General features: G+C 71.5%; 19 protein-coding genes. 12 read left to right on the forward strand and 7 right to left on the reverse strand.

What is annotated here, in order from left to right:
• Positions 1-17 precede the first annotated feature (17 nt).
• The 3 genes from BUR99_RS10245 to BUR99_RS10255 all read left to right on the forward strand — a co-directional run bounded on the left by BUR99_RS10245 (position 18) and on the right by BUR99_RS10255 (position 3702).
• Complete coding sequence (locus BUR99_RS10245) at positions 18-1469, forward strand: acylneuraminate cytidylyltransferase (protein ID WP_084183884.1); 1452 nt, start codon at positions 18-20, stop codon at positions 1467-1469.
• 14 nt (positions 1470-1483) lie between these two features.
• On the forward strand, positions 1484-2359 hold the full coding sequence (locus BUR99_RS10250; protein ID WP_074260347.1) for an N-acetylneuraminate synthase family protein: 876 nt from the start codon (positions 1484-1486) through the stop codon (positions 2357-2359).
• A 77-nt stretch (positions 2360-2436) separates the two neighbouring features.
• A complete protein-coding gene (locus BUR99_RS10255; RefSeq protein WP_143231570.1) occupies positions 2437-3702 on the forward strand; it encodes a DUF6716 putative glycosyltransferase in 1266 nt (421 codons plus the stop codon).
• A gap of 41 nt (positions 3703-3743) precedes the next feature.
• Here BUR99_RS10255 and BUR99_RS10260 read toward each other — a convergent pair whose 3' ends face one another.
• Positions 3744-4280: a gamma carbonic anhydrase family protein gene (locus tag BUR99_RS10260; protein WP_074260205.1), complete on the reverse strand. Its 537-nt coding sequence runs from the start codon at positions 4278-4280 to the stop codon at positions 3744-3746.
• A gap of 9 nt (positions 4281-4289) precedes the next feature.
• Complete coding sequence (locus BUR99_RS10265) at positions 4290-5600, reverse strand: APC family permease (RefSeq protein WP_074260206.1); 1311 nt, start codon at positions 5598-5600, stop codon at positions 4290-4292.
• Positions 5601-5687: 87 nt separating this feature from the next.
• On the opposite strand from BUR99_RS10265, the gene BUR99_RS10270 reads away from it, so the two are divergent.
• Positions 5688-6173 (forward strand): YbaK/EbsC family protein, encoded by a 486-nt coding sequence (locus tag BUR99_RS10270; protein ID WP_074260207.1) that lies wholly within the window; start codon positions 5688-5690, stop codon positions 6171-6173.
• A gap of 43 nt (positions 6174-6216) precedes the next feature.
• Here the strand turns inward: BUR99_RS10270 and galK are convergent, their stop codons facing one another.
• A complete protein-coding gene (galK, locus tag BUR99_RS10275) occupies positions 6217-7389 on the reverse strand; it encodes a galactokinase (protein ID WP_074260208.1) in 1173 nt (390 codons plus the stop codon).
• The gene (gene galT / locus BUR99_RS10280; RefSeq protein ID WP_074260348.1) at positions 7386-8534 is read right to left on the reverse strand and encodes a galactose-1-phosphate uridylyltransferase; all 1149 of its coding nucleotides are present in this window, start codon (positions 8532-8534) and stop codon (positions 7386-7388) included. Before galT ends, galK begins: the two co-directional genes overlap by 4 nt.
• 140 nt (positions 8535-8674) lie before the next feature.
• Here galT and BUR99_RS10285 point away from each other — a divergent pair, with 140 nt between their 5' ends.
• Together BUR99_RS10285 and BUR99_RS10290 are read left to right on the forward strand one after the other, a co-directional pair.
• A complete protein-coding gene (locus BUR99_RS10285; RefSeq protein ID WP_074260209.1) occupies positions 8675-9520 on the forward strand; it encodes a DeoR/GlpR family DNA-binding transcription regulator in 846 nt (281 codons plus the stop codon).
• Entirely contained in the window at positions 9517-10449 is a 933-nt protein-coding gene (locus BUR99_RS10290; RefSeq protein ID WP_074260210.1) for an aldose 1-epimerase family protein, read from the forward strand. The genes BUR99_RS10285 and BUR99_RS10290 overlap by 4 nt, the downstream gene beginning before the upstream one ends.
• 33 nt (positions 10450-10482) lie before the next feature.
• Here the strand turns inward: BUR99_RS10290 and BUR99_RS10295 are convergent, their stop codons facing one another.
• Together BUR99_RS10295 and BUR99_RS10300 are read right to left on the reverse strand one after the other, a co-directional pair.
• Positions 10483-11661 (reverse strand): MarP family serine protease, encoded by a 1179-nt coding sequence (locus BUR99_RS10295; RefSeq protein ID WP_074260211.1) that lies wholly within the window; start codon positions 11659-11661, stop codon positions 10483-10485.
• Positions 11662-11813: 152 nt separating this feature from the next.
• The gene (locus BUR99_RS10300) at positions 11814-12482 is read right to left on the reverse strand and encodes a fasciclin domain-containing protein (RefSeq protein WP_074260212.1); all 669 of its coding nucleotides are present in this window, start codon (positions 12480-12482) and stop codon (positions 11814-11816) included.
• A gap of 167 nt (positions 12483-12649) precedes the next feature.
• Here BUR99_RS10300 and BUR99_RS10305 point away from each other — a divergent pair, with 167 nt between their 5' ends.
• The 6 genes from BUR99_RS10305 (at position 12650) to BUR99_RS10330 (ending at position 18460) form a co-directional block, all read left to right on the forward strand.
• Positions 12650-14362 (forward strand): cytochrome c biogenesis protein DipZ, encoded by a 1713-nt coding sequence (locus BUR99_RS10305; protein ID WP_074260213.1) that lies wholly within the window; start codon positions 12650-12652, stop codon positions 14360-14362.
• A gap of 65 nt (positions 14363-14427) precedes the next feature.
• Positions 14428-15024 carry an ECF RNA polymerase sigma factor SigK gene (gene sigK, locus BUR99_RS10310; protein ID WP_074260349.1) on the forward strand — a complete coding sequence of 199 codons (597 nt, stop codon included), beginning with the start codon at positions 14428-14430 and terminating at the stop codon, positions 15022-15024.
• Positions 15021-15917 carry an anti-sigma factor gene (locus tag BUR99_RS10315; RefSeq protein WP_084183886.1) on the forward strand — a complete coding sequence of 299 codons (897 nt, stop codon included), beginning with the start codon at positions 15021-15023 and terminating at the stop codon, positions 15915-15917. Before sigK ends, BUR99_RS10315 begins: the two co-directional genes overlap by 4 nt.
• A gap of 101 nt (positions 15918-16018) precedes the next feature.
• Positions 16019-17059 carry an LLM class F420-dependent oxidoreductase gene (locus tag BUR99_RS10320; RefSeq protein ID WP_074260214.1) on the forward strand — a complete coding sequence of 347 codons (1041 nt, stop codon included), beginning with the start codon at positions 16019-16021 and terminating at the stop codon, positions 17057-17059.
• A 167-nt stretch (positions 17060-17226) separates the two neighbouring features.
• Positions 17227-17409: a YegP family protein gene (locus BUR99_RS10325; RefSeq protein ID WP_074260215.1), complete on the forward strand. Its 183-nt coding sequence runs from the start codon at positions 17227-17229 to the stop codon at positions 17407-17409.
• Positions 17410-18109: 700 nt separating this feature from the next.
• The gene (locus BUR99_RS10330; RefSeq protein WP_143231572.1) at positions 18110-18460 is read left to right on the forward strand and encodes a hypothetical protein; all 351 of its coding nucleotides are present in this window, start codon (positions 18110-18112) and stop codon (positions 18458-18460) included.
• On the opposite strand, the gene BUR99_RS10335 is transcribed toward BUR99_RS10330, so the two are convergent.
• On the reverse strand, positions 18461-19576 hold the full coding sequence (locus BUR99_RS10335; protein WP_084183887.1) for a ScyD/ScyE family protein: 1116 nt from the start codon (positions 19574-19576) through the stop codon (positions 18461-18463). It lies immediately after the preceding gene.
• Positions 19577-19640: the final 64 nt, after the last annotated feature.

Genomic DNA, 19640 nt, shown 5'->3' on the forward strand with positions numbered 1-19640 from the left:
GCGCGTAGCTTCGCGCCATGGCCAGGGTCGAACTCGTCGAAGCACCGCGCGCCGCGGTCTCGCCCGCGCCGGCGACACGGCCCGACAGCCGCGCGATCGGCAGCGACGCAGGGCGAGCGGATGGCGCGTCCGCACGCACCACCGCACGGGCGACCGCGATCATCCCCGCCCGCGGCGGCTCGGTCGGGCTGCCTGGCAAGAACCTCGCCCGCGTCGGCGGCGTGCCGCTCATCGTCCGGGCCGTGCACGCCGCGCTCGCCGCGGAGCGCATCGACCGGGTCGTCGTCTCGACCGACGACATCGAGATCGCCGATGCCGCCCGTGCGGCGGGCGCCTCGGTCGTCGACCGGCCCGCCGAGCTCGCGGGCTCCACGGCGTCGAGCGAGTCGGCCCTGCTGCACGCGCTCGATGAACTCGAGCTGCGCGACGCGCTCGGGCCGCTCTCGCCGGGCCCGCTCGGAGGCTTCATCGGCGTCGAGGGCGACGAGCGCCGGCCGGGCGACGAACATCCCGTGACGGTCTTCATCCAGGCCACCTCGCCCTTCATCGACCCGGCCGACCTCGATGCCGCGATCGCCCGCGTCGCCTCCGGTGAGCGAGACGTCGTCTTCTCGGGTGCACCGTCCCATCTGTTCCTCTGGCGCGATGACGCCGACGCGGACTCCGCGGTCGGCGTGAACCACGACTCCGCCCGCCGGTTCCGGAGGCAGGAGCGCGAGCCGGAGTACCTCGAGACGGGCGCGTTCTACGTCTTCGCCACCGAGGGGTTCCGCTCGGCCGGACACCGGTTCTTCGGGCGCATCGGCATCCAGCCGGTCGACGTCGACCACGCCATCGAGATCGACGAGCTCGCCGACCTCGAGCGGGCGAGAGCGCTCGCGGCGCACGTGGATCGCGGGCTCGCGGCATCCGCTCGACCGGGCTCGACCCGCGGCGCACACGACTCGGTCGGCCCGCGCATCGACGTCGACGCCCTCGTGACCGACTTCGACGGGGTGCACACCGACGACACGGTCATGGTCGACCAGCTCGGGCGCGAATCGGTGCGCGTGAGCCGCAGCGACGGCGCCGGCATCGCGCGGCTCCGTGCGGCCGGCATCCCCGTGCTCATCCTGTCGGCCGAGCAGAACCCGGTCGTCGGGCGCCGCGCCGAGAAGCTCGGGGTCGAGTGCGCGCAGGGCGTGGAGGAGAAGGGGGCGGTGCTGCGCGAGTGGGCGGAGCGCCGCGGCATCCGTCTCGATCGCATCGCCTACCTCGGCAACGACCGGGGCGACCTGCCCGCCCTCGAACTCGTCGGCTGGCCGATTGCCGTACCGGATGCCGCGGCCGAGGCGCTCGCCGCGGCGCGCCACGTGCTCACCAGCATGGGCGGCCACGGCGCCGTGCGCGAACTCGCCGACCTGATCCTCGCCGCGCGCGACTCCGCCGCGACGAACGAAGACCCCGATCCCGCCACCGCGCGATCCTGAATGAGGGAGTGAACATGTCTGTGCGCATCGGCCGATCGGTCGTCGGCAGCGAGTACCCGGTCTACGTCATCGGCGAGATCGGCCTGAACCACAACGGCGACGTCGAGATCGCCAAGCGCCTCATCGACGTCGCGGTCGAGGCGGGCGCGCAGGCCGTGAAGTTCCAGAAGCGCACTCCCGAGATCGCCACCCCGGAGCACATGCGCGACGTGCCGCGCGAGACCCCGTGGGGCACCATGAGCTACCTCGACTACCGGCGCCGCGTCGAGTTCGGCGAGCCGGAGTACCTCGAGATCGCCACGTATGCGCTGCGCGCCGGCATCGACTGGTTCGCGTCGCCGTGGGACGTGCCGTCGGTCGAGTTCCTTGAGGGGCTCGACGTGGTCGCGCACAAGGTCGCCTCGGCATCGGTCACCGACGTGGAGCTGCTCGAGGCCATCGCGCGCACGGGCAAGCCGGTGATCCTCTCGACGGGCATGTCGACGCTCGAGGAGATCGACCGGGCGGTCGAGGTGCTCGGTACCGACCGCCTCGTGATGCTGCACGCGACCTCGAGCTATCCGATGCCGCCCGAAGAGGCGAACCTCCGCACGATCGGCACCCTGCGCAGCCGTTATCTCGGCGTGCCGATCGGCTACTCCGGCCACGAGCGCGGGCTGCAGATCTCGCTCGCCGCGGTGACCCTCGGCGCCGTGGCCGTCGAACGCCACATCACGCTCGACCGGGCGATGTGGGGTTCCGACCAGGCGGCCTCGCTCGAACCGACCGGCTTCGAGCACCTCGTGCGCGACATCCGCGTGATCGGCGAGGCGATGGGCGACGGCGTGAAGCGCGTGTTCCCCGGCGAGGAGGCGCCGCGCGCGAAGCTGCGCCGGGTTCCCGCACTGTGAGCGACGGGGGGTCTGCGCGCGGCCCGAGTCCGTCGAGCGCCCCGAACGGGCTCGCCCCTACCGGCCGCCTGCTGGTGGTGGCCGACTCCGATTCCTACGTGAAGTGGGGTGCCGCCTTCGCTCGTGGGTTCCCCGACGCCTGGCGCACCGAGCTCGTCGTGCTGCAGACACCCGTGCAGCCGAGTCGACGGCAACTGCACGCCGCGCTCGCCGGGTCGGGGTTCACCGCCGAGTCGGTCGCGACCATCGAGCTCGACGACTTGGGCGAGCGGATCGCGCGCACCCGACCCGACGTCGTGCTGCTCGCCCTGCGGGGCCCGCTCGTACGTGTCGTGGCGCCCATCGTGGGACGCATGCCCGATCGGCCGGTGCTCGTGAGCGGGTTCCCCGGCCTCACGATACCCGCCGAGCCGAAGGCGATCGTCTACCGCGAGCAGGTCGATCTCATCGTGCTGCACAGCCGCCGCGAGGTGCGCGAGTTCCGCGCCAACGCCGATCGGCTCGGTGCCGCCGTCGGATTCGGGCTCGCGACGCTCCCGTTCCTGCCCGACGAGGCGGCGACGGATGTCGCGGCCGACGCGCAGCGCACCGACCTCGTCTTCGCGGCGCAGGCCAAGGTGCCCGCCGCACGCGAGGATCGCGTGCGGCTGCTCGGATGGCTCGCGGCCGCGGCTCGGCGGCATCCGACACGGCGGGTCGTCGTCAAGGTGCGCGCGCGGCGAGGCGAGGCGCAGACTCATGCGGAGGCGTTCGACTTCGGCGAACTCCTGGGCGACCCCGAGGTGCGACGCGCCCTCGGCGGCACGCTGCCGCCGAACCTCGTGGTCGAGGACGGGCCGATGGCGGTGCACCTCGCGCGCGCGGCCGGTCTCGTGACGGTGAGTTCGACCGCGGTGCTCGAGGCCGTCGCACTCGGGCTCCCGGTGCTGCTCGTCGACGAGTTCGGCGTGACGCCGAAGCTCATCAACACGGTCTTCGACGGCAGCGGCCTGTTCGGCGGGGCCGACGCGCTCGCCGACTGGGAGCTCAGGCACCCGAATGCGGAGTGGCTCGCCGACGACTACTTCCATGGCCGCGAACACGACGACTGGGGCGTCGCGCTCGCGAACCTGCTCGAGGCGCGCGCAGCCGGGCCGCTCGGCGCACGCCCACGGGCGCACAACCTCACCGGAGGGGCCGTGCGGCGCGCGTTCGAACGCAAGCGCATGCTCGGCCCGCATGACCGATCGTTCGCGGGCGCCGCCTCGATGGCCGTTGCGCTGCCCGCGCGGTGGTTGCTGCGCCGCGCTCGCCGGGTCCGCAGACGCGTCGTGGCGCTCGGCGGCGGCGTCGTCGAGGCCTGACGACCGCCGGCCGCCTGCCACCCGCCGCCTGCCCGGCCGCCTCAGTCGACGGGAGCCGAGTGCTCCTCCACGTGGATCAGGTAGGCGGCTCCGTTGCGCTGGATGCCGGCGCGCTCGATGTCGCTGAGCTCGCGGCGCACCTTGGCGGGCACCCCGGCGACGAGTGAGCCGGGCGGCACGACCGTGCCCTCGAGCACGACGGCGCCCGCGGCGACGAGCGAGCCTGCACCGATCACGGCGCCGTTCAGCACGGTCGCGTTCATGCCGACGAGGCTGTGATCCTCGATCGTGCACCCGTGCAGCACCGCGCCGTGCCCGACCGAGACGCCACGGCCGACGGTCAGCGGGTAGCCCGCGTCGACGTGGCAGACGACCGTGTCCTGCAGGTTCGATCCGTCGCCGATGCTGATCGGCTCGGCTTCGGCACGGAGCACGGCGTTGTACCAGACGCTCGAGCCGGCGGCCAGGTGCACGTCGCCGACGATCACGGCGCCGGCGGCCACGAACGCCGTCTCGTCGAGCACGGGTGCGGCGATGCCGGCGATGGTCAGGATGCGAGCCGAGGGGTCTGCAGACATGCGGACAGCCTACGCGCGCCCGTCTGCCCGGGGGAGCCTCGCTCGACGCCGTCGGGCCGCCCGTGAGATGAGGCGATACGCCGCCCCGATGGCGAGCACGACCACTCCGGCGAGGATCGAGACCGGCGGCAGGGTCGCGACGAGCACGAGGCATCCGATCGCCCCTGCCGCTGAGAGCGCCCGCGGAACGCGTCGCTCCGCGCGGGGTTGCGTGAGCGCGGCGAGGTTCGCGATGAAGTAGTACAGCAGCACGCCGAACGAGGAGAAGCCGATGGCGCCGCGCAGGTCGACGGTCGCGATCAGCGCGATGACGACGAGCGCGACGGCGATCTCGGCGACGTGCGGCACCTGGAACCGGGGATGCACGCGGGCGAGCGGTCTCGGCAGCTCGTCGTCGCGCGCCATCGCGAGGGCGGTGCGGCCGATGCCGGCGACGAGCGCGAGCAGCGCCCCGAGCGCAGCCACGGCGGCGCCGAGACGCACGACCGGGGCGGCCCACTGCCACCCGGCGGCCTCGACGACGTCGACGAGCGGGGCGACGGATGCCGCGAGCCCGTCGGGTCCGAGCGCGGCGAGCGAGGCCGTGCCGACACCGACGTAGACGAGCACCGCGACGCCGAGCGCGATGCCGATCGCGCGGGGGATCGTGCGCGCAGGGTCGCGGACCTCCTCGCCGAGCGTCGCGACCCGGGCGTACCCTGCGAAGGCGAAGAACAGCAGGCCGGCCGACTGCAGGATTCCGAGCCAGCCGTGGTCGAGCATCGTCGGGCCGAACAGCGGTGACGAGCCGCTCGATGCTCCGTCGGCCGCACCGCCGAACGACGCGGTCGCGCCCGCGGCGACGACGAGCGCGAGCACCCCGAGCACCCCGATCACGATGACGGTCGCCACGCGGGCGGTGCGGGTGATGCCCCGCAGGTCGACCGCGGCGATCGCGACGACCGCGGCGATGGCGACTGGTCGCTGCCACTCGGCGGGCACGAGGTAGGCGGCGACGGTCATGGCCATCGCCGCGCAGCTCGCCGTCTTGCCGATGACGAAGCTCCAACCGGCGAAGAACCCGGGCCACTGACCGAGCCGTTCACGGCCGTAGCGGTACGCGCCGCCCGACTCCGGGTAGCGCGCGGCGAGCTGTGCCGTCGAACTCGCGTTCGCGAAGGCGACGAACGCCGCGATCGCGAGCCCGATCACGAGCCCCGTGCCCGCAGCCTGCGCCGCGGGCGCGAACACCGCGAAGACGCCGGCGCCGATCATCGCGGCGAGGCCGATCGCGACGGCCTGACGGAGGCCGAGGCGGCGGGCGAGGGCGGGCTGGTCCACGCTCGCACACTAGGGCATGCAGGTGACGAGCGGTGAACCACCCGGCGTCGCGAGAGCCACGTCACTTCGGTCGCTAGGCTCTTCGGCATGTCATCGCCCTCGCACGCCGCCGTCGACCGAGTCGCCGATGCCCTCGCCGGGCATGGCCTCACCCCCGAGATCGTCTGGTTCGACGATGCCGTCACGACCGCACCGCTCGCTGCGGAGGCGCTCGGCGTCGAGGTCGGCCAGATCGCGAACTCGCTCGTCTTCACGATCGACGACGAGCCGATCCTGGTGCTGACGTCAGGCTCGCACCGGGTCGACACGGAGTGGCTCGGGCAGCAGCTCGGCGGCGTCATCCGTCGCGCCTCGAAGGAGACGGTGAAGGAGGCGACCGGCCAGGTGATCGGCGGGGTCGCGCCCCTCGGCCATCCCGCGCCGGTGCGCACCGTCGTCGACGTGCAGCTCGCCGACTACCCGGCCGTCTGGGCGGCGGCCGGCCACGCGAAGACGGTCTTCCCGACCTCGTTCCAGGAGCTCGTGCGCATCACGGGCGGCACGCCGCACGCCGTCGAGGCCCCGCAGGGCTGACCCGGCCGCGGTTTCGCGCCGCGTGCGCCGCCGTCAACGCCGCTCAGGAGTCGCGTCGGGCGCCTTCGCTCGGCCGCACGACGAAGATCGTCGGTTCGCGGTAGCCCTGCTCGGCGAACTCGCGGCGCACCTCGCGTTCGATCACGGGCACGAGGCCGTCGATCATGAGTGCGATCGCGGAACCACCGAAGCCGCCGCCGGTCATGCGGGCGCCGATCGCACCGTTCGCCTGCGCCGTGCTGACGGCCAGGTCGATCTCGGCGACGCTGATCTCGAAGTCGTCGCGCATCGAGACGTGCGAGGCGTCGAGCAGCGGGCCGATCGAGGCCGCGCCGTGCTCGCGCAGGGTGCGCACCGTGTCGAGCACTCGCTGGTTCTCGGTGACGATGTGCCGCACCCGCCGGAAGGTCTCGTCGTCGAGCTCCGTGGCGGCGCGCTCGAGGTCGTCGACGTGCACGTCCCGCAGTGATTCGACGCCGAGTGCCTTCGCACCGGCCTCGCAGGACGCCCGCCGCGCCGCGTATCCTCCGGTGGCGTGTGCGTGCGACACGTTGGTGTCGATGACGAGGATGGAGAGGCCGTCGGCCGCGAGGCCGAGCGGGATCACCTCGGCGTCGAGGCTGCGGCAGTCGAGGAAGACGGCTGCGTCCGCATGGGACAGGAGCGAGGCCGACTGGTCGAGGATCCCGGTCGGCGCGCCGACGACGCGGTTCTCGGCGAGCTGGCCGACCTTTGCGAGCGTCGGCCGGTCCAGGCCGAGGCCCCAGTGCTCGTCGAGGGCGAGCGCCACCGAGCTCTCGATGGCCGCTGAGGAGGACAGGCCGGCGCCGACGGGCACCGTGCTCGAGATGTGCAGGTCGACGCCGGGTACGGTCCCGAGGTCGGCACCGAACTGCCCGAGCGCCCAGACGACGCCGAGCGGATAGGCAGACCATCCGTCGAGCGACTCAGGCGAGAGCCCGTCGAGGTGCACCTGGACGGCGTCGGGCGTGAAGGTCGAGGACACTCGGATGACGCGGTCGTCACGTCTGCCGACGGCGACGCTCGCGCGCTGGTCGATCGCGAACGGGAAGACGAATCCGTCGTTGTAGTCGGTGTGCTCGCCGATGAGGTTCACGCGCCCGGGGGCGGACCAGACGCCGACCGGGGTGCGTCCGTACCGCTCGGTGAAGCCCGCGGCGGTCTCAGCGGCGGCGGCGGCGGTGGCATCGGTCATGCTCGGGTTCCTTCGGAGTCGGAGTCGGAGTCGGAGTCGGAGTCGGTGTCGGAGGCGATCGCGACGCGCAGCGCCTCCGCCTGGGATTCGGGGGTGACGTCGCCGATCCATGCTCCCATCGCCGCCTCGGAGCCGGCGAGGAACTTCAGCTTGTCGGCGCCGCGTCGCGGGCTCGTGAGCTGCAGCATCAGCCGCACATCGCTCCGGCGCTCGTGCACCGGCGCCTGGTGCCACGCCGCGATGTAGGGGGTCGGGGTGTCGTAGAGCCGGTCGATGCCGCGGAGCAGCCGCAGGTAGAGCCCCGCGAGCTCGTCGCGTTCGGCCAAGGTGGTCTCGGCGAGGTCGGGCACGTGACGGTGGGGGAGCAGGTGCACCTCGATCGGCCAGCGCGCGGCGAACGGCACGAAGGCCGTCCAGTGCTCGCCGGCGAGCACGACGCGCGGACCGCCGCGCTCGCGTTCGAGCAGATCGGCGAAGAGCGTCGGCCCGTAGGCGTCGATCGAGTCGAGCAGCCGCTCGGTGCGGGGCGTCACATACGGGTAGGAGTAGATCTGGCCGTGCGGATGGCCGAGGGTCACGCCGATCGCCTCGCCGCGGTTCTCGAATGGGAAGACCTGCTGCACGCCCGGCAGCGCCGAGAGCGCGGCGGTGCGCTGCGCCCACGCCTCGATGACGGTGCGGGCGCGCGAGACGGTCTGGGTGCCGAACGAGCCCTCGTGCTCGGGGCTGAAGCAGACGACCTCGCAGCGGCCGACCGACGGCTGCGTGCGCTCGAGACCCACCTGGCGGAGGGCCGCGAGCGCGTCGGCGTCGGAGGCGTTCGGGTCCGCGAGCGCGGGGCCGAACGACGGCGAGCGGTTCTCGAAGACCGCCACGTCGTAGGTGCTCGGGATCTCCGACGGGTTGCCGGGGCGCTGCGGCGCGAGCGGGTCGAGGTCGGCCGGCGGCAGGAACACGCGGTTCTGGCGGGCGGCGGCGATCGAGATCCACTCGCCCGTCAGCGGGTCCTGACGCATCTCGGCGTTCGCCGGTCGCGGGTCGAGCACGCGTTCGTCGATCGCGCGCTCGGCGGGCAGCGTCGAGTCGGCGTCGTCGAAGTAGATGAGCTCGCGGCCGTCGGCCAGCAGGGTCGAGGTCACGGTGATGCGCGGGTCGACAGGGGCAGCGGATGCCGCGCCGGCGACGTCGTTCGAGTCGGTCACGCGCCACACCCTACGCGTCTTTCGTTTCGCAAACAAACGCATTTCGTATTGCAAAGTCGGGCGGGAGCGCGCATGATGCCGGTATGTCGATCGACACCGCGCCCGCGAACGTGCCCCTCGACGCGCCGCGGCGCCGCGAACTCGCGCTCGCCCTCGTCGCCGAGCGGGGTTTCGTGCGCGTCGCCGAGCTCTCGCGCGCATTCGGCGTCACGACGGTGACCGCACGTGCCGACCTCGACGCACTCGAGCGCCAGGGCGGCATCCGCAGGGTCCACGGCGGCGCCGTGCCGCTCACCTCGCCGCTCGCCGCCGAGCGCCCCGAACGCGAACCGAGCTTCGAAGAGGCGCTCGAGGCATCCGTCGAACCGAAACGACTCATCGGCGAACATGCCGCGTCGCTCGTGCGCAGCGGCCAGAGCATCATCCTCGACGTCGGCACCACGACCCTGCAGGTCGCACGGGCACTACGCGCCCGCACCGATCTGGAGGACCTCGTGGTGTTCACCAACGGCCTGTCGATCGCCCTCGAACTCGAGGCCGAGATCCCGCGCTTCACGGTCGTCGTCACCGGCGGGACGCTCCGTCCGAAGCAGCATTCGCTCGTGCATCCGCTCGCCGGTTCGATGCTCGACGAGGTGCACGTCGATCTCGCCTTCATCGGCTGCAACGGGGTGGACGCCGCGCACGGCGTCACGAATGCCAACCTGCCCGAGGCGTCCGTCAAGTCCCTCATGATGCGAGCGGCCGCGCGCTCGATCGTCGTCGCCGACGCGTCGAAGCTCGGCGAGGTGCACCTCGGCAGGATCGCCCCGATCGACGCCTTCGACGGGCTCGTCACGGATGCCGCAGCCCCGACGCCGATCACCGCCGAACTCCTCGATGCCGGGCTCGCCGTGCACTTCGCCAGAGACCCTAGAGTGGATCCATGACCCTTCCCACGGGCGAGCAGTTCGTGCTCGAGACGACGACGTCGAGCGGCGACATCCGCGCGACCATCACCGCCGTCGCCGCAGGCATCCGCACTCTCAGCATCAACGGCATCGACCTCGTGCCGCCGTTCGCAGAAGACCAGACGCCGCCCGCAGCGGCGGGCATCGTGCTCGTGCCGTGGCCGAACCGCATCCGCGACGGCCGCTGGAGCCACGACGGCGTCGACCACCAGCTCGTGATCTCCGAGCCGGCGAAGAACAACGCCATCCACGGACTGCTCCGCAACACCGAGTACAAGCCGATCGCGCGCGAGCGCGACTCGGTCACGCTCTCGGCGACGGTCTACCCGCAACTCGGATACCCGTTCCTGATCGGCACGGCCGTGCACTACGAACTCGTCCCCGACGGACTGCGGGTCACTCACTACGTGGAGAACCTCGGCGCCGATCCCGCCCCCGTCGCGATCGGCACCCACCCCTACCTGAAGATCGGCGGCGTGCCGACGGCCGACCTCGAGCTGCGTCTCGACGCCGCGAGCCACATCGAGGTCGACGACCGGTTGCTGCCGACCGGCGAGGTGCCGGTCGATGGCACCGAATGGGACTTCCGCGAGGGCCGACGCGTCGGCGACGTCTCGCTCGACGACGCCTTCGGCGAGATCGCGAGCGAAGACGGCCAGGTGCTGCACACGCTCACCGCCCCCGACGGCCGCACGGTCTCGATCTGGGCCGACTCGGCGTTCGAGTACGTGCAGGTCTACACCACGACGGCGTTCCCCGGCGAAGACGGCGACGTCGCGATCGCGATCGAACCCATGACCGCGCCGGCCGAGGCGTTCAACTCCGGTCGCGGCCTGCGCTGGCTCGACCCGGGCGAAGAGTGGCAGATCTCATGGGGAATTCGCTTCGAGGGGTTCGCGGCGGAGTAGCTGGTCTGCCGAGCTCTGAGCTGAGCCAAGGCTCTAGCCGACGACGCAGGAGCCCGAGTCGACGGTCGAGTCGAGACCCGACGCGGCATCCGCGAGCGGCGCGAGCGTCGAGACCGGGATGGCGAAGCCGACGTTGTCGACCGTCTCCGACTTCGCGAAGACGACCGCGGCGACCTCGCCGTCACCCGTGAGCACCGGACCGCCGGAGTTGCCGTGATCGACGTCGGCGGCGAGCGTCACGATGTCGCGCGTCGAGGTGCGGCCGTCGGTCTGGATGGTCAGGGGCCCGCTCGCCATGACGTTCGCCGGGCGCAGGTCGAACGGGCCGCCGAAGGGATAGCCGGCCACGGCGACCTCCTGCCCGAGCGAGGGCGTCGCCAGTGCGAGGGGCGGCGTCGCGAGGCCGTCGACGGCGATGAGGGCGAGGTCGTGCTCGGCGTCGTACGAGACCACCCGGCCGGGCGCCGCCGGCTGCCCCGGCGCCTCGACGATCGGCTCGGTCACTCCGGCGACGACGTGCGCATTCGTCACGATGCGGTCGGGCGCGACGACGAAGCCGCTGCCCGAGAGTGTCGATCCGCACTGGAAGGCGCTGCCGGTGACGCGCACGACGGATGCCGCGGCGACAGCGAGTTCGGGATCGTCCACGTCGAACGTGGGCAGCGCGGGGGCCTCGGTCGGCCCGCCGAGCACGTCGACCAGCCAGGGGAGGCCATCGCCGAGGGCCGCGGCGCGGATCTCGGCGAGCAGCGTGCGGGTCGGGGCGGGGGTGACGGCGTCGAGGCCCTGCAGCACGCGCGACCCGGCGATCGCGGGGGAGAGCATGGGCACGCCCATCGCCGAGACGCCCGAGGCGACGAGCGCGACGACGAATGCGGTGACGAGCAGGTTGCCCACGGAGCCCAGGATGCGGTCGAGCACGCCGAGCTTGACCGCCCGCACACCGCGGCTCAGGAGCCGCCCGACCACCGCGCCGAGCCAGGCGCCGAGGCAGAGCAGGGTCACGGCCGCCGCGATCGCCGCGGGCGCCCGCCACTCGGGCCACGGCACCAGGGCTGCGATCCACGGCATCACGAAGTACGCGGCGATGCCTGCGGCGACGAGCCCGACGAGCCCCGCGGCCGTGCGCAGGAGTCCGGCGCGCCAGCCGTTCACGATCGCGCCGATGAAGACGAGCACGAGGGCGATGTCGAGCAGGATGCTCCAGACCACGGGGCTCCCTTCGAGGCCGGGGGACTCCAGCCTGAGGCATCCGTCTTCGAGAGTGCTGAAGGCGCGCAGATGGTGAACGCGGCGCTGCCCGCGAGCAGGCGCGAGAACGGCCCCGCCGTCGGGTCGGCGGAGCCGTTCGTCCGTGCGCGGTGCTACATCGTCGGCATCAGCACCGAGTCGATGAGGTAGACCGTCGCATTCGCGGTGTGCACGCCGCCGCAGACGACCGCGGCGTCGTTGACCTTCAGGTCGTCGCCGGACCCGGTCACCTCGACCGTGCCGCCCTCGACGGTGGTCTGCGTGCCGACGATCTCATCGGGCGAGAGCTGGCCGGGCACCACGTGGTAGGTGAGGATCTTCGACAGGGTCGCCGAGTCCGTCTTCAGGGATTCGATCGTCGCGGCGTCGATCTTGGCGAACGCCTCGTCGACGGGGGCGAAGACGGTGAACTCGTCGCCGTTCAAGGTGTCGACGAGGTCGACTTCGGGGTTCAGCTGTCCCGAGACCGCGGCCACGAGGGTGGTCAGCAGCGGGTTGTTCGAGGCCGCGACCGCGACCGGGTCGGTGGACATGCCGACGACCGAGCCAGGGCCGTCGGGCACGGCGTCGGCATAGGCGGCGCAGCCCGGTCCGACGAGGTCTGCAGCGGGATCGGCCTCCATCGCCTGCTCGCTGGGCTGGGTCTCCTCCGACGACATCGCGGGTTCGTCGTTCTCGGCGGCGCTGCCGCCCATGCTGCATCCGGCGAGCCCGAGCACGGCGACCGCCGTGATCGAGAACGCCGCGAGGGCGGTGCGGGTGCTGCGGTTCGTGGAACGCATCGGTCGACTCCTTCGTGAATGGCGACCGCGGAAGCGGGTCGTTGCGAGGGGTTCGGTGCCGGTCGCCGATCGGATTGGTCCGCTCCGGTCCGCACCGTGGTCGGCTCCCGACCAATCGGATCGGGCGTCCGCGCCGAACCACCGGCGACCCGAGAAAGCAGGACCCCGTGATCACCCTCGCCCTCATCGGTCTCCTCGGAGGCCTCATCACCGGCATCTCGCCCTGCATCCTCCCCGTGCTGCCGGTCATCTTCCTGTCGGGCGGTGCGCAGAGCGCGAGCGGCGCAGCGGATGCCCCGACCGCCGGGCGCTGGCGTCCGTACCTGGTCATCGCGGGGCTGGTGGTGAGCTTCAGCGTCTTCACGCTCATCGGCTCCCTGTTGCTGGCCCTGCTCGGGCTGCCGCAGGACGTGCTGCGCTGGGCCGGCATCGTCGTGCTCGTGCTGATCGGCGTCGGGCTCATCGTGCCGCGCTTCGAACAGCTGCTCGAGAAGCCCTTCTCGTGGATCCCGCGGAGGAACGTCGGCACCGAGCAGGGCGGGTTCCCGCTCGGCCTCGCCCTCGGCGCGGTCTACGTGCCCTGCGCGGGGCCCGTGCTCGCGGCCATCACGGTCGCCGGCTCGACCGGGCGCATCGGCGTCGAGACGGTCGTGCTGACGGTCTCGTTCGCGGTGGGCGCCGCGCTCCCGCTCCTCGTCTTCGCCCTCGCGGGGCGCCGCGTCGCCGAGCGGGTGAAGACCTTCCGCACGCATCAGCGCGGCATCCGCATCACCGGTGGTGTCGTGATGATCGCGCTCGCCGTGGGGCTCGTCTTCAACCTGCCCCAGTTGCTGCAGCGACTCGTGCCCGACTACACGAGCGCCTTCCAGCAGGAGCTCGCCGATTCGGACGAGGTCACGAGGGCACTCGATCTCGGCGGGCTCGTGAACGACGAGAATGCGCAGCTCGACCAGTGCACGAACGGCGCCGTCGAGCTCGAGTCATGCGGCACGGCGCCATCGATCACGGGCATCCAGCAGTGGTTCAACACCGATGGCGGAGCACCCGTCGATCTCGCCGACTTCCGCGGACAGGTCGTGCTCATCGATTTCTGGGCCTACTCGTGCATCAACTGCCAGCGGTCGATCCCGCACGTCGTGGCCTGGGACGAGGCGTACCGCGACGCCGGGCTCGCCGTCGTCGGCATCCACTCGCCCGAGTACGCCTTCGAGAAGGAGCCGCGCAACGTCGAGGCGGGCATCTCCGCCTTCGGCATCGACTACCCGGTCGGCCTCGACAACTCGCTCGCGACGTGGACGAACTACCGGAACCGCTACTGGCCGGCGCACTACCTGATCGACGCCGAGGGCGTCGTACGCCACATCTCCTTCGGCGAGGGCAACTACGCCGCGACCGAGGGGCTCATCCGGGAACTGCTGCAGGACGCCGACCCCGCGGTCGACCTGCCGCCGGTCACCGAGCAGGCGGACGACACCCCCGAAGCGGGTTCCACGACGCCCGAGACCTTCCTCGGCACGACGAAGCAGGTGAACTTCGGCGGCGGCGAACCGTACCGCCGGTCGACGACCGACTTCGCCTTCCCCGAAGACCTTCCCGCCGACGCCTTCGCGCTCGACGGCGGCTGGGCGCTCGACACGCAGTCGATCACTCCTGGGGGCGGCAGCGCCCGGGTGCGGCTCGACTTCACCGCGAGCGAGGTGCGGATGGTGCTCGGCGGCGACGGCACGGTCGTCGTCGACGACGGCCGTGGGCGCCGCGAGATCGCGGTCGGCGGCGTGCCCAGGTCGTACGAACTCGTGAAGACGGATGCCGCGGCATCCGGCACCGTCACCGTCACCGTGAGCCCCGGTGTCGACGCCTACTCGTTCACGTTCGGATGAACCGTGTCATCGCACCGCACCGAGCGGTCGTCGTGGGCCGCACGACGACCGGCACCTCATCTGGCATGCTGGGGCGCGTGGCCGACCGCGACAGTGACCTCACTGCGCCGGAGCCCGGCCCGACCGCTGAGGAACTGCTCACCAGGGTCGGAACGGGCGACCGGGACGCGTTCGGCGAGCTCTACGACCAGACCTCGGCGCGGGTCTTCGGACTCGTCCGCAGGCTCGTCGTCGATCCGGCGCAGGCCGAGGAGGTGACGCAGGACGTGTATCTCGAGATCTGGCAGGCGGCCCCGCGGTTCGACGCTGCTCGCGGCAGCGCCCTCGCATGGATGTTCACGCTCGCCCATCGCCGCTCGGTCGATCGCATCCGGGCCTCCCAGGCCTCGCGCGACCGCGACCTTCGCATCGGGGTGCGCGACCTCGAAGTCCCCGTCGACACGGTGGCCGAAGCGGTCGAGATCCGGGTCGAGCACGAGCGGGTGGTCGACGCGCTCGGAGGGCTCAGCGAACGGCAACGCGAGTGCGTTTCGCTGGCGTACTACGGCGGGCTCACGCAGAGCGAGATCGCAGATCGCCTCGGCGTGCCGCTCGGCACGGTGAAGACCCGGCTGCGAGACGGCATGATCAGACTGCGAACCGCATTGGGGGTGACGACATGAGCGAGACGAACGGGCCGCGCGACGAGCGCGACCGGGCCGGCTCCGACGAGCCGGAGGCGGACTCACTCGAGGCCCTCCGAGATGCCGTTGCGGCGTACGCCCTCGACGCGGTCGAGGCCGACGAGCGCGCGGCCGTCGAGCGCGCCCTCGCGGACGACGCCGAGTTGCGCGATGAGGCCGACGGCTTCGCCGAGACGGCGGCGCTGCTCGCCGGTGCGCCCGAGCCCGTCGAGCCGCCACCCGCGCTCAAGTCCCGGCTCATGGCGCAGCTCGACGGGCTGCCGCAGCAGCTTCCGGATGCCTCGGCGCCCGCCACGCCGGCGGTGTCACCTGCCCAGGTGGAATCGCCACTCGAGCCGCCTCGCCCCGATCTGGCGCCCGAGCCTGCCGCACCGCGGGCGCCGGGCGAACCCGGCCCGGCCGAGCACGCCGCGCGGCGCCGGTGGTTCCAGCGTCCGGGAGTGATCATCGCGGCAGCGGCGGCATCCGTCGTGCTCATCGGCGGAGCGATCATCGGCGTCGCATGGACCGGGCCCAATGGCTGGGGTGCGCAGCGCGAGATGGCGGCGATCGCCGAGGCGCCCGACGTGGAGTCGTCGACGCACGAGATCGAGAGCGGGGGAGCGGTCACGCTCTACTGGTCGGCCGAGCAGGGCCGCTCGGGCGTCGTCGTCGAGGGGCTGCCCGACGTGGGCGAGTCATCGACGTACGAGCTCTGGTACATCGACGATGCGGGCGCCCAGTCGGCCGGCACGTTCGACGTGGCCGAGGGCGAGACCTGGCGCGTGCTCGAGGGCGACTTCGCCCCGGGTGTCGCCGTCGGCGTCACCGTCGAACCCGCGGGCGGTTCACCGCAACCCACGACCGAACCGATCGTCGTCATCCCGACGTAGTCGACCTGCCACAACGGATGCCGCTGCGCCGTGGCCTCTCGGTTAGGGTCTGAGTGCCCGCGGCCGAACGGCCGGGCCCACCACACGATGAGGAGTGACGGATGCGCGTCGGCATGTTCCTGAATTACGCGGGAGGCTTCCGAGAGGTCGCCGACGAGGTCGTCGAACTCGAGCGCGCGGGCGTCGACCTCATCGCGGTGCCCGAGGCCTACTCGTTCGACGCGGTGAGCCAGCTCGGCTTCCTCGCGGCGCGCACCTCGACCATCACGCTGGCCTCCGGCATCCTGCAGCTCTACACGCGCACGCCCACGCTCACGGCGATGACCGCGGCCGGCCTCGACTTCGTCTCCGACGGCCGGTTCGAGCTCGGCATCGGGGCATCCGGCCCGCAGGTCATCGAGGGATTCCACGGCGTGCCGTACGACGCGCCGCTCGGCCGCACGCGCGAACTCGTCGACATCTGCCGCATGGTCTGGCGCCGCGAGCCCGTCGTGCACGACGGGCGCCGTTACAAGATCCCGCTGCCCGCCGGCGAGGGCACCGGGCTCGGCAAGCCGCTGAAGCTCATCAACCACCCCGTGCGCGAGCGCATCCCGATCACGATCGCCTCACTCGGCCTGAAGTCCGTCGAGCAGACCGCCGAGATCGCCGACGGCTGGCTGCCGATGTTCTTCCACCCCGGGCGCGCCGCCGGCGTCTGGGGCGACGCGCTCGCCGCCGGCACCGCGAAGCGTGCGCCCGAGCTCGCGCCGCTCGACATCTTCGCGAGCCCCGCCTTCGCGATCACCGACCACCCCGAGCAGGTGCTGCCGCTCGTGAAGCCGCAGCTCGCGCTCTACATCGGTGGCATGGGCGCCCGCGGCAAGAACTTCTACAACGAGCTCATCTCGAACTACGGATTCGAGGCCGAGGCCGCCCGCATCCAGGACCTCTACCTCGAGGGCCGAAAGGACGAGGCGATCGCCGCGGTGCCCGACGAGCTCGTGAGCGCGATCTCGCTCATCGGCCCCGCCGGCCACGTCGCCGAGCGGGTCGCCGCGTTCGCCCAGGCGGGTGTCACGACCCTCGCCGTGACGCCGCTCGCCCGCACGTCGGCCGAGCGCATCGCGCTCATGGCAGGGCTGCGCGCGATCGTCGGCTGACACGCGCCGCGGCATCCGCTCACCGATGGAACGGCGGGCGGATGCCGCCTCGGGAAACAATCCCGGTGAAGTCGCGCCTGCCTCTGGTGCAGGTGCCGGGTACGGGGCTACCGTGAGATCGTGCCCGCGAGGATGCGGACGCAAGGGACACCTGGGGAGGAGCCGCCATGGCGGGAACGTTCGAGCTCTACGAGGATGCGAGCGGGCAGTTCAGGTTCCGACTGAAGACCGGCAACGGTCAGACGATCGCGGCATCCGAGGCCTACACGACGAAGGCGGCCGCGAAGAACGGCATCGAGTCGGTGCGCTCCAACGCCCCCGACGCACCCATCGTCGACCAGACCGAGTAGATCGAGCGCCCGCCGAGGCGGTGCCCGGGAACGGGCTCGATGCGGCGCGCCGGACGCCGCTTCGCATTCCGGTCGTTGGGAACGAGGCATCGTCGCGTGACGATGCCGCCGCACCGATCGGTGCCCCCACAGGGACTCGAACCCTGGACCCACGGATTAACCTGCTGCACTAGGTTTCCCTAGCCACCGTCACCGGCTTGCAGTCTGGACTATATCTTCACCTTCGGCCGAGCCGGTCAGGTGCGCCGCGTGTAGTCTCTGAGGTTCCCTTGCGGTTACCTGCTGATTGCCCAATCCCTCGGATTGTCACTGCCCTTGCGGGCGAGTACCTCGGGCTCTCAGGGTGTTCCAGCATATAGCGGCGGTCATCCAGCGTATTTCGACGCTGGCGCTCCTATTTTTTGTTGAAGTCCGTTGCTCTAACCAACTGAGCTATGGGGGCGGAGACAGCCTAACAGGCCGATTCCGACGGCGGCTTCGGTGGCGTGTCGGGAGGTGCGGCTACCGTGCCGACGTGAAGGAATGCTGCATGTGCCGGCGAAACCTGCCGCGGTCCGAGTTCAACGTCAGGTCCGCGTCGCCCGACGGTGTTCAGAACGTCTGCCGCGACTGCAACCGGGCACAGGCGCGTGCATATTATGCGCGGAATCGCGATGCACACGTTCGCGTCGTCATGGTGCGCAGGGCAGAGCAACGGAGAGTGGCGATCGAGGCGGTCGGCGCGTATCTCCTTGAGCACCCGTGCGTCGATTGCGGAACGGCAGACGTGCGCGTGCTGGACTTCGACCATCGCGTCGGGAGCGGCAAGCAGGCCGAAGTGATGCGGTTGGTACAGAACGGCTATTCCGTCGCCCGCGTCATGGCGGAGATCGCGAGATGCGACGTGCGGTGTCGCAACTGCCATGCGAAGGTGACCTACGAACGCATGGGCGAGAACTGGCGGACCGCCCTCATGCGGCGTGCGGCCGGCGACGATCGATCGGCTTCCGAGCCTCCGCCGAAACCGAAGAATGGGCCGCGCTCGAGCGCGACCCATCCTTCGTTCAGCTGATCATTTCTTGGCGTGCGCCCCGCCCTTCAGCGGAACGACGGTCAGCTTGGCATCACCCAGCGAGTCCGTCGTCACGTAGAGCGTCTCGGCACGAACCGAGACCGCCGACGGCATCGAGACCTCGATGACGGAGGTCGCCGCGCTCGCTCCCGGGGCCACGACTGCGACCTGTCCGGCGCCCATCGGGCCGCCGAAGAGCTCGGCGACGTAGAGCGTCCCGTTCGGAGCGACGGCGATGCCGGTCGCGCCGCCGAAGCCGGTCGCGACGAGGTTCGTCTCACCGGTGCCGGGGTCGATCGAGTACACGACGCCGCGCGGGCCGAGCGCCGGGTCCTCCGAGCCGCCGGGCAGGCTCGTCACGTACAGCAGTCCGTCAGGTCCCATCTCGACGTCGGTCGGCACGGGTTCGGCGCGGTAGCCGTGACCAAAGACGCAGGCCGGCCACGGGGCCTCGCCGATGTTCTCCGCCGTGATGGTCACCGGCGCCGCTGGAGGCAGCACCGCGACCGTCGAGATGACGCCCTCTGCGTCGACCTTCAGCACGGCGTTCGCGCCGGCGTCGGCGATGTACACGTCACCGCCGACCGCGGTCGCACCGTACGCGTGCGTGTCGACGATGCCCGCATAATTCGGCATGCCGAGCGGCGGGAACGGCGGGAACGGTACGAACTCGGCCTCGCATTCGGCGCTGAGGTCGCTGAATCCGTAGGTGTTGACCGCATCCGGGTTCTCGGTCGACTCGTACGCGGCGAGGTCGGCGACCTGGGTCTCGACGCCGTTGGACATCGACTTCAGCCACGCACTCGTGTGATCGCCGTTCGTCGTCACGTAGTACACGGTGCTGCCGTCGACGGCTGGTGCGCTGACCTCGTCGCCCTGAGTGGCCACGAGCGGCGTCGACTGGCCCTTCTTGTCGACGAGCGAGAGCACGCCGATGAAGTTCTGCGAGACGTAGGCCCGGCCGGACGCGTCGATTGCGAGGCCGAGCGGGCTCACGAGCCCCTCTGCTCGTGTGGAGGGAGTGCCGCTGGGTTGCGCGGCGATCGCCGGTGTCGCGATGGCGAGCGTGACGGCGGCCGCCATGGCGACGCCGATGAGTGGAATACGGGTGTGCATGAACGATCTCCTCGGGATGGAGCGGTCCGAGGGTATGCCGGACGGCGTTCCCCCGGTGGCGCCG

The organism is Agromyces cerinus subsp. cerinus (assembly GCF_900142065.1).
GTDB lineage: Bacteria > Actinomycetota > Actinomycetes > Actinomycetales > Microbacteriaceae > Agromyces > Agromyces cerinus.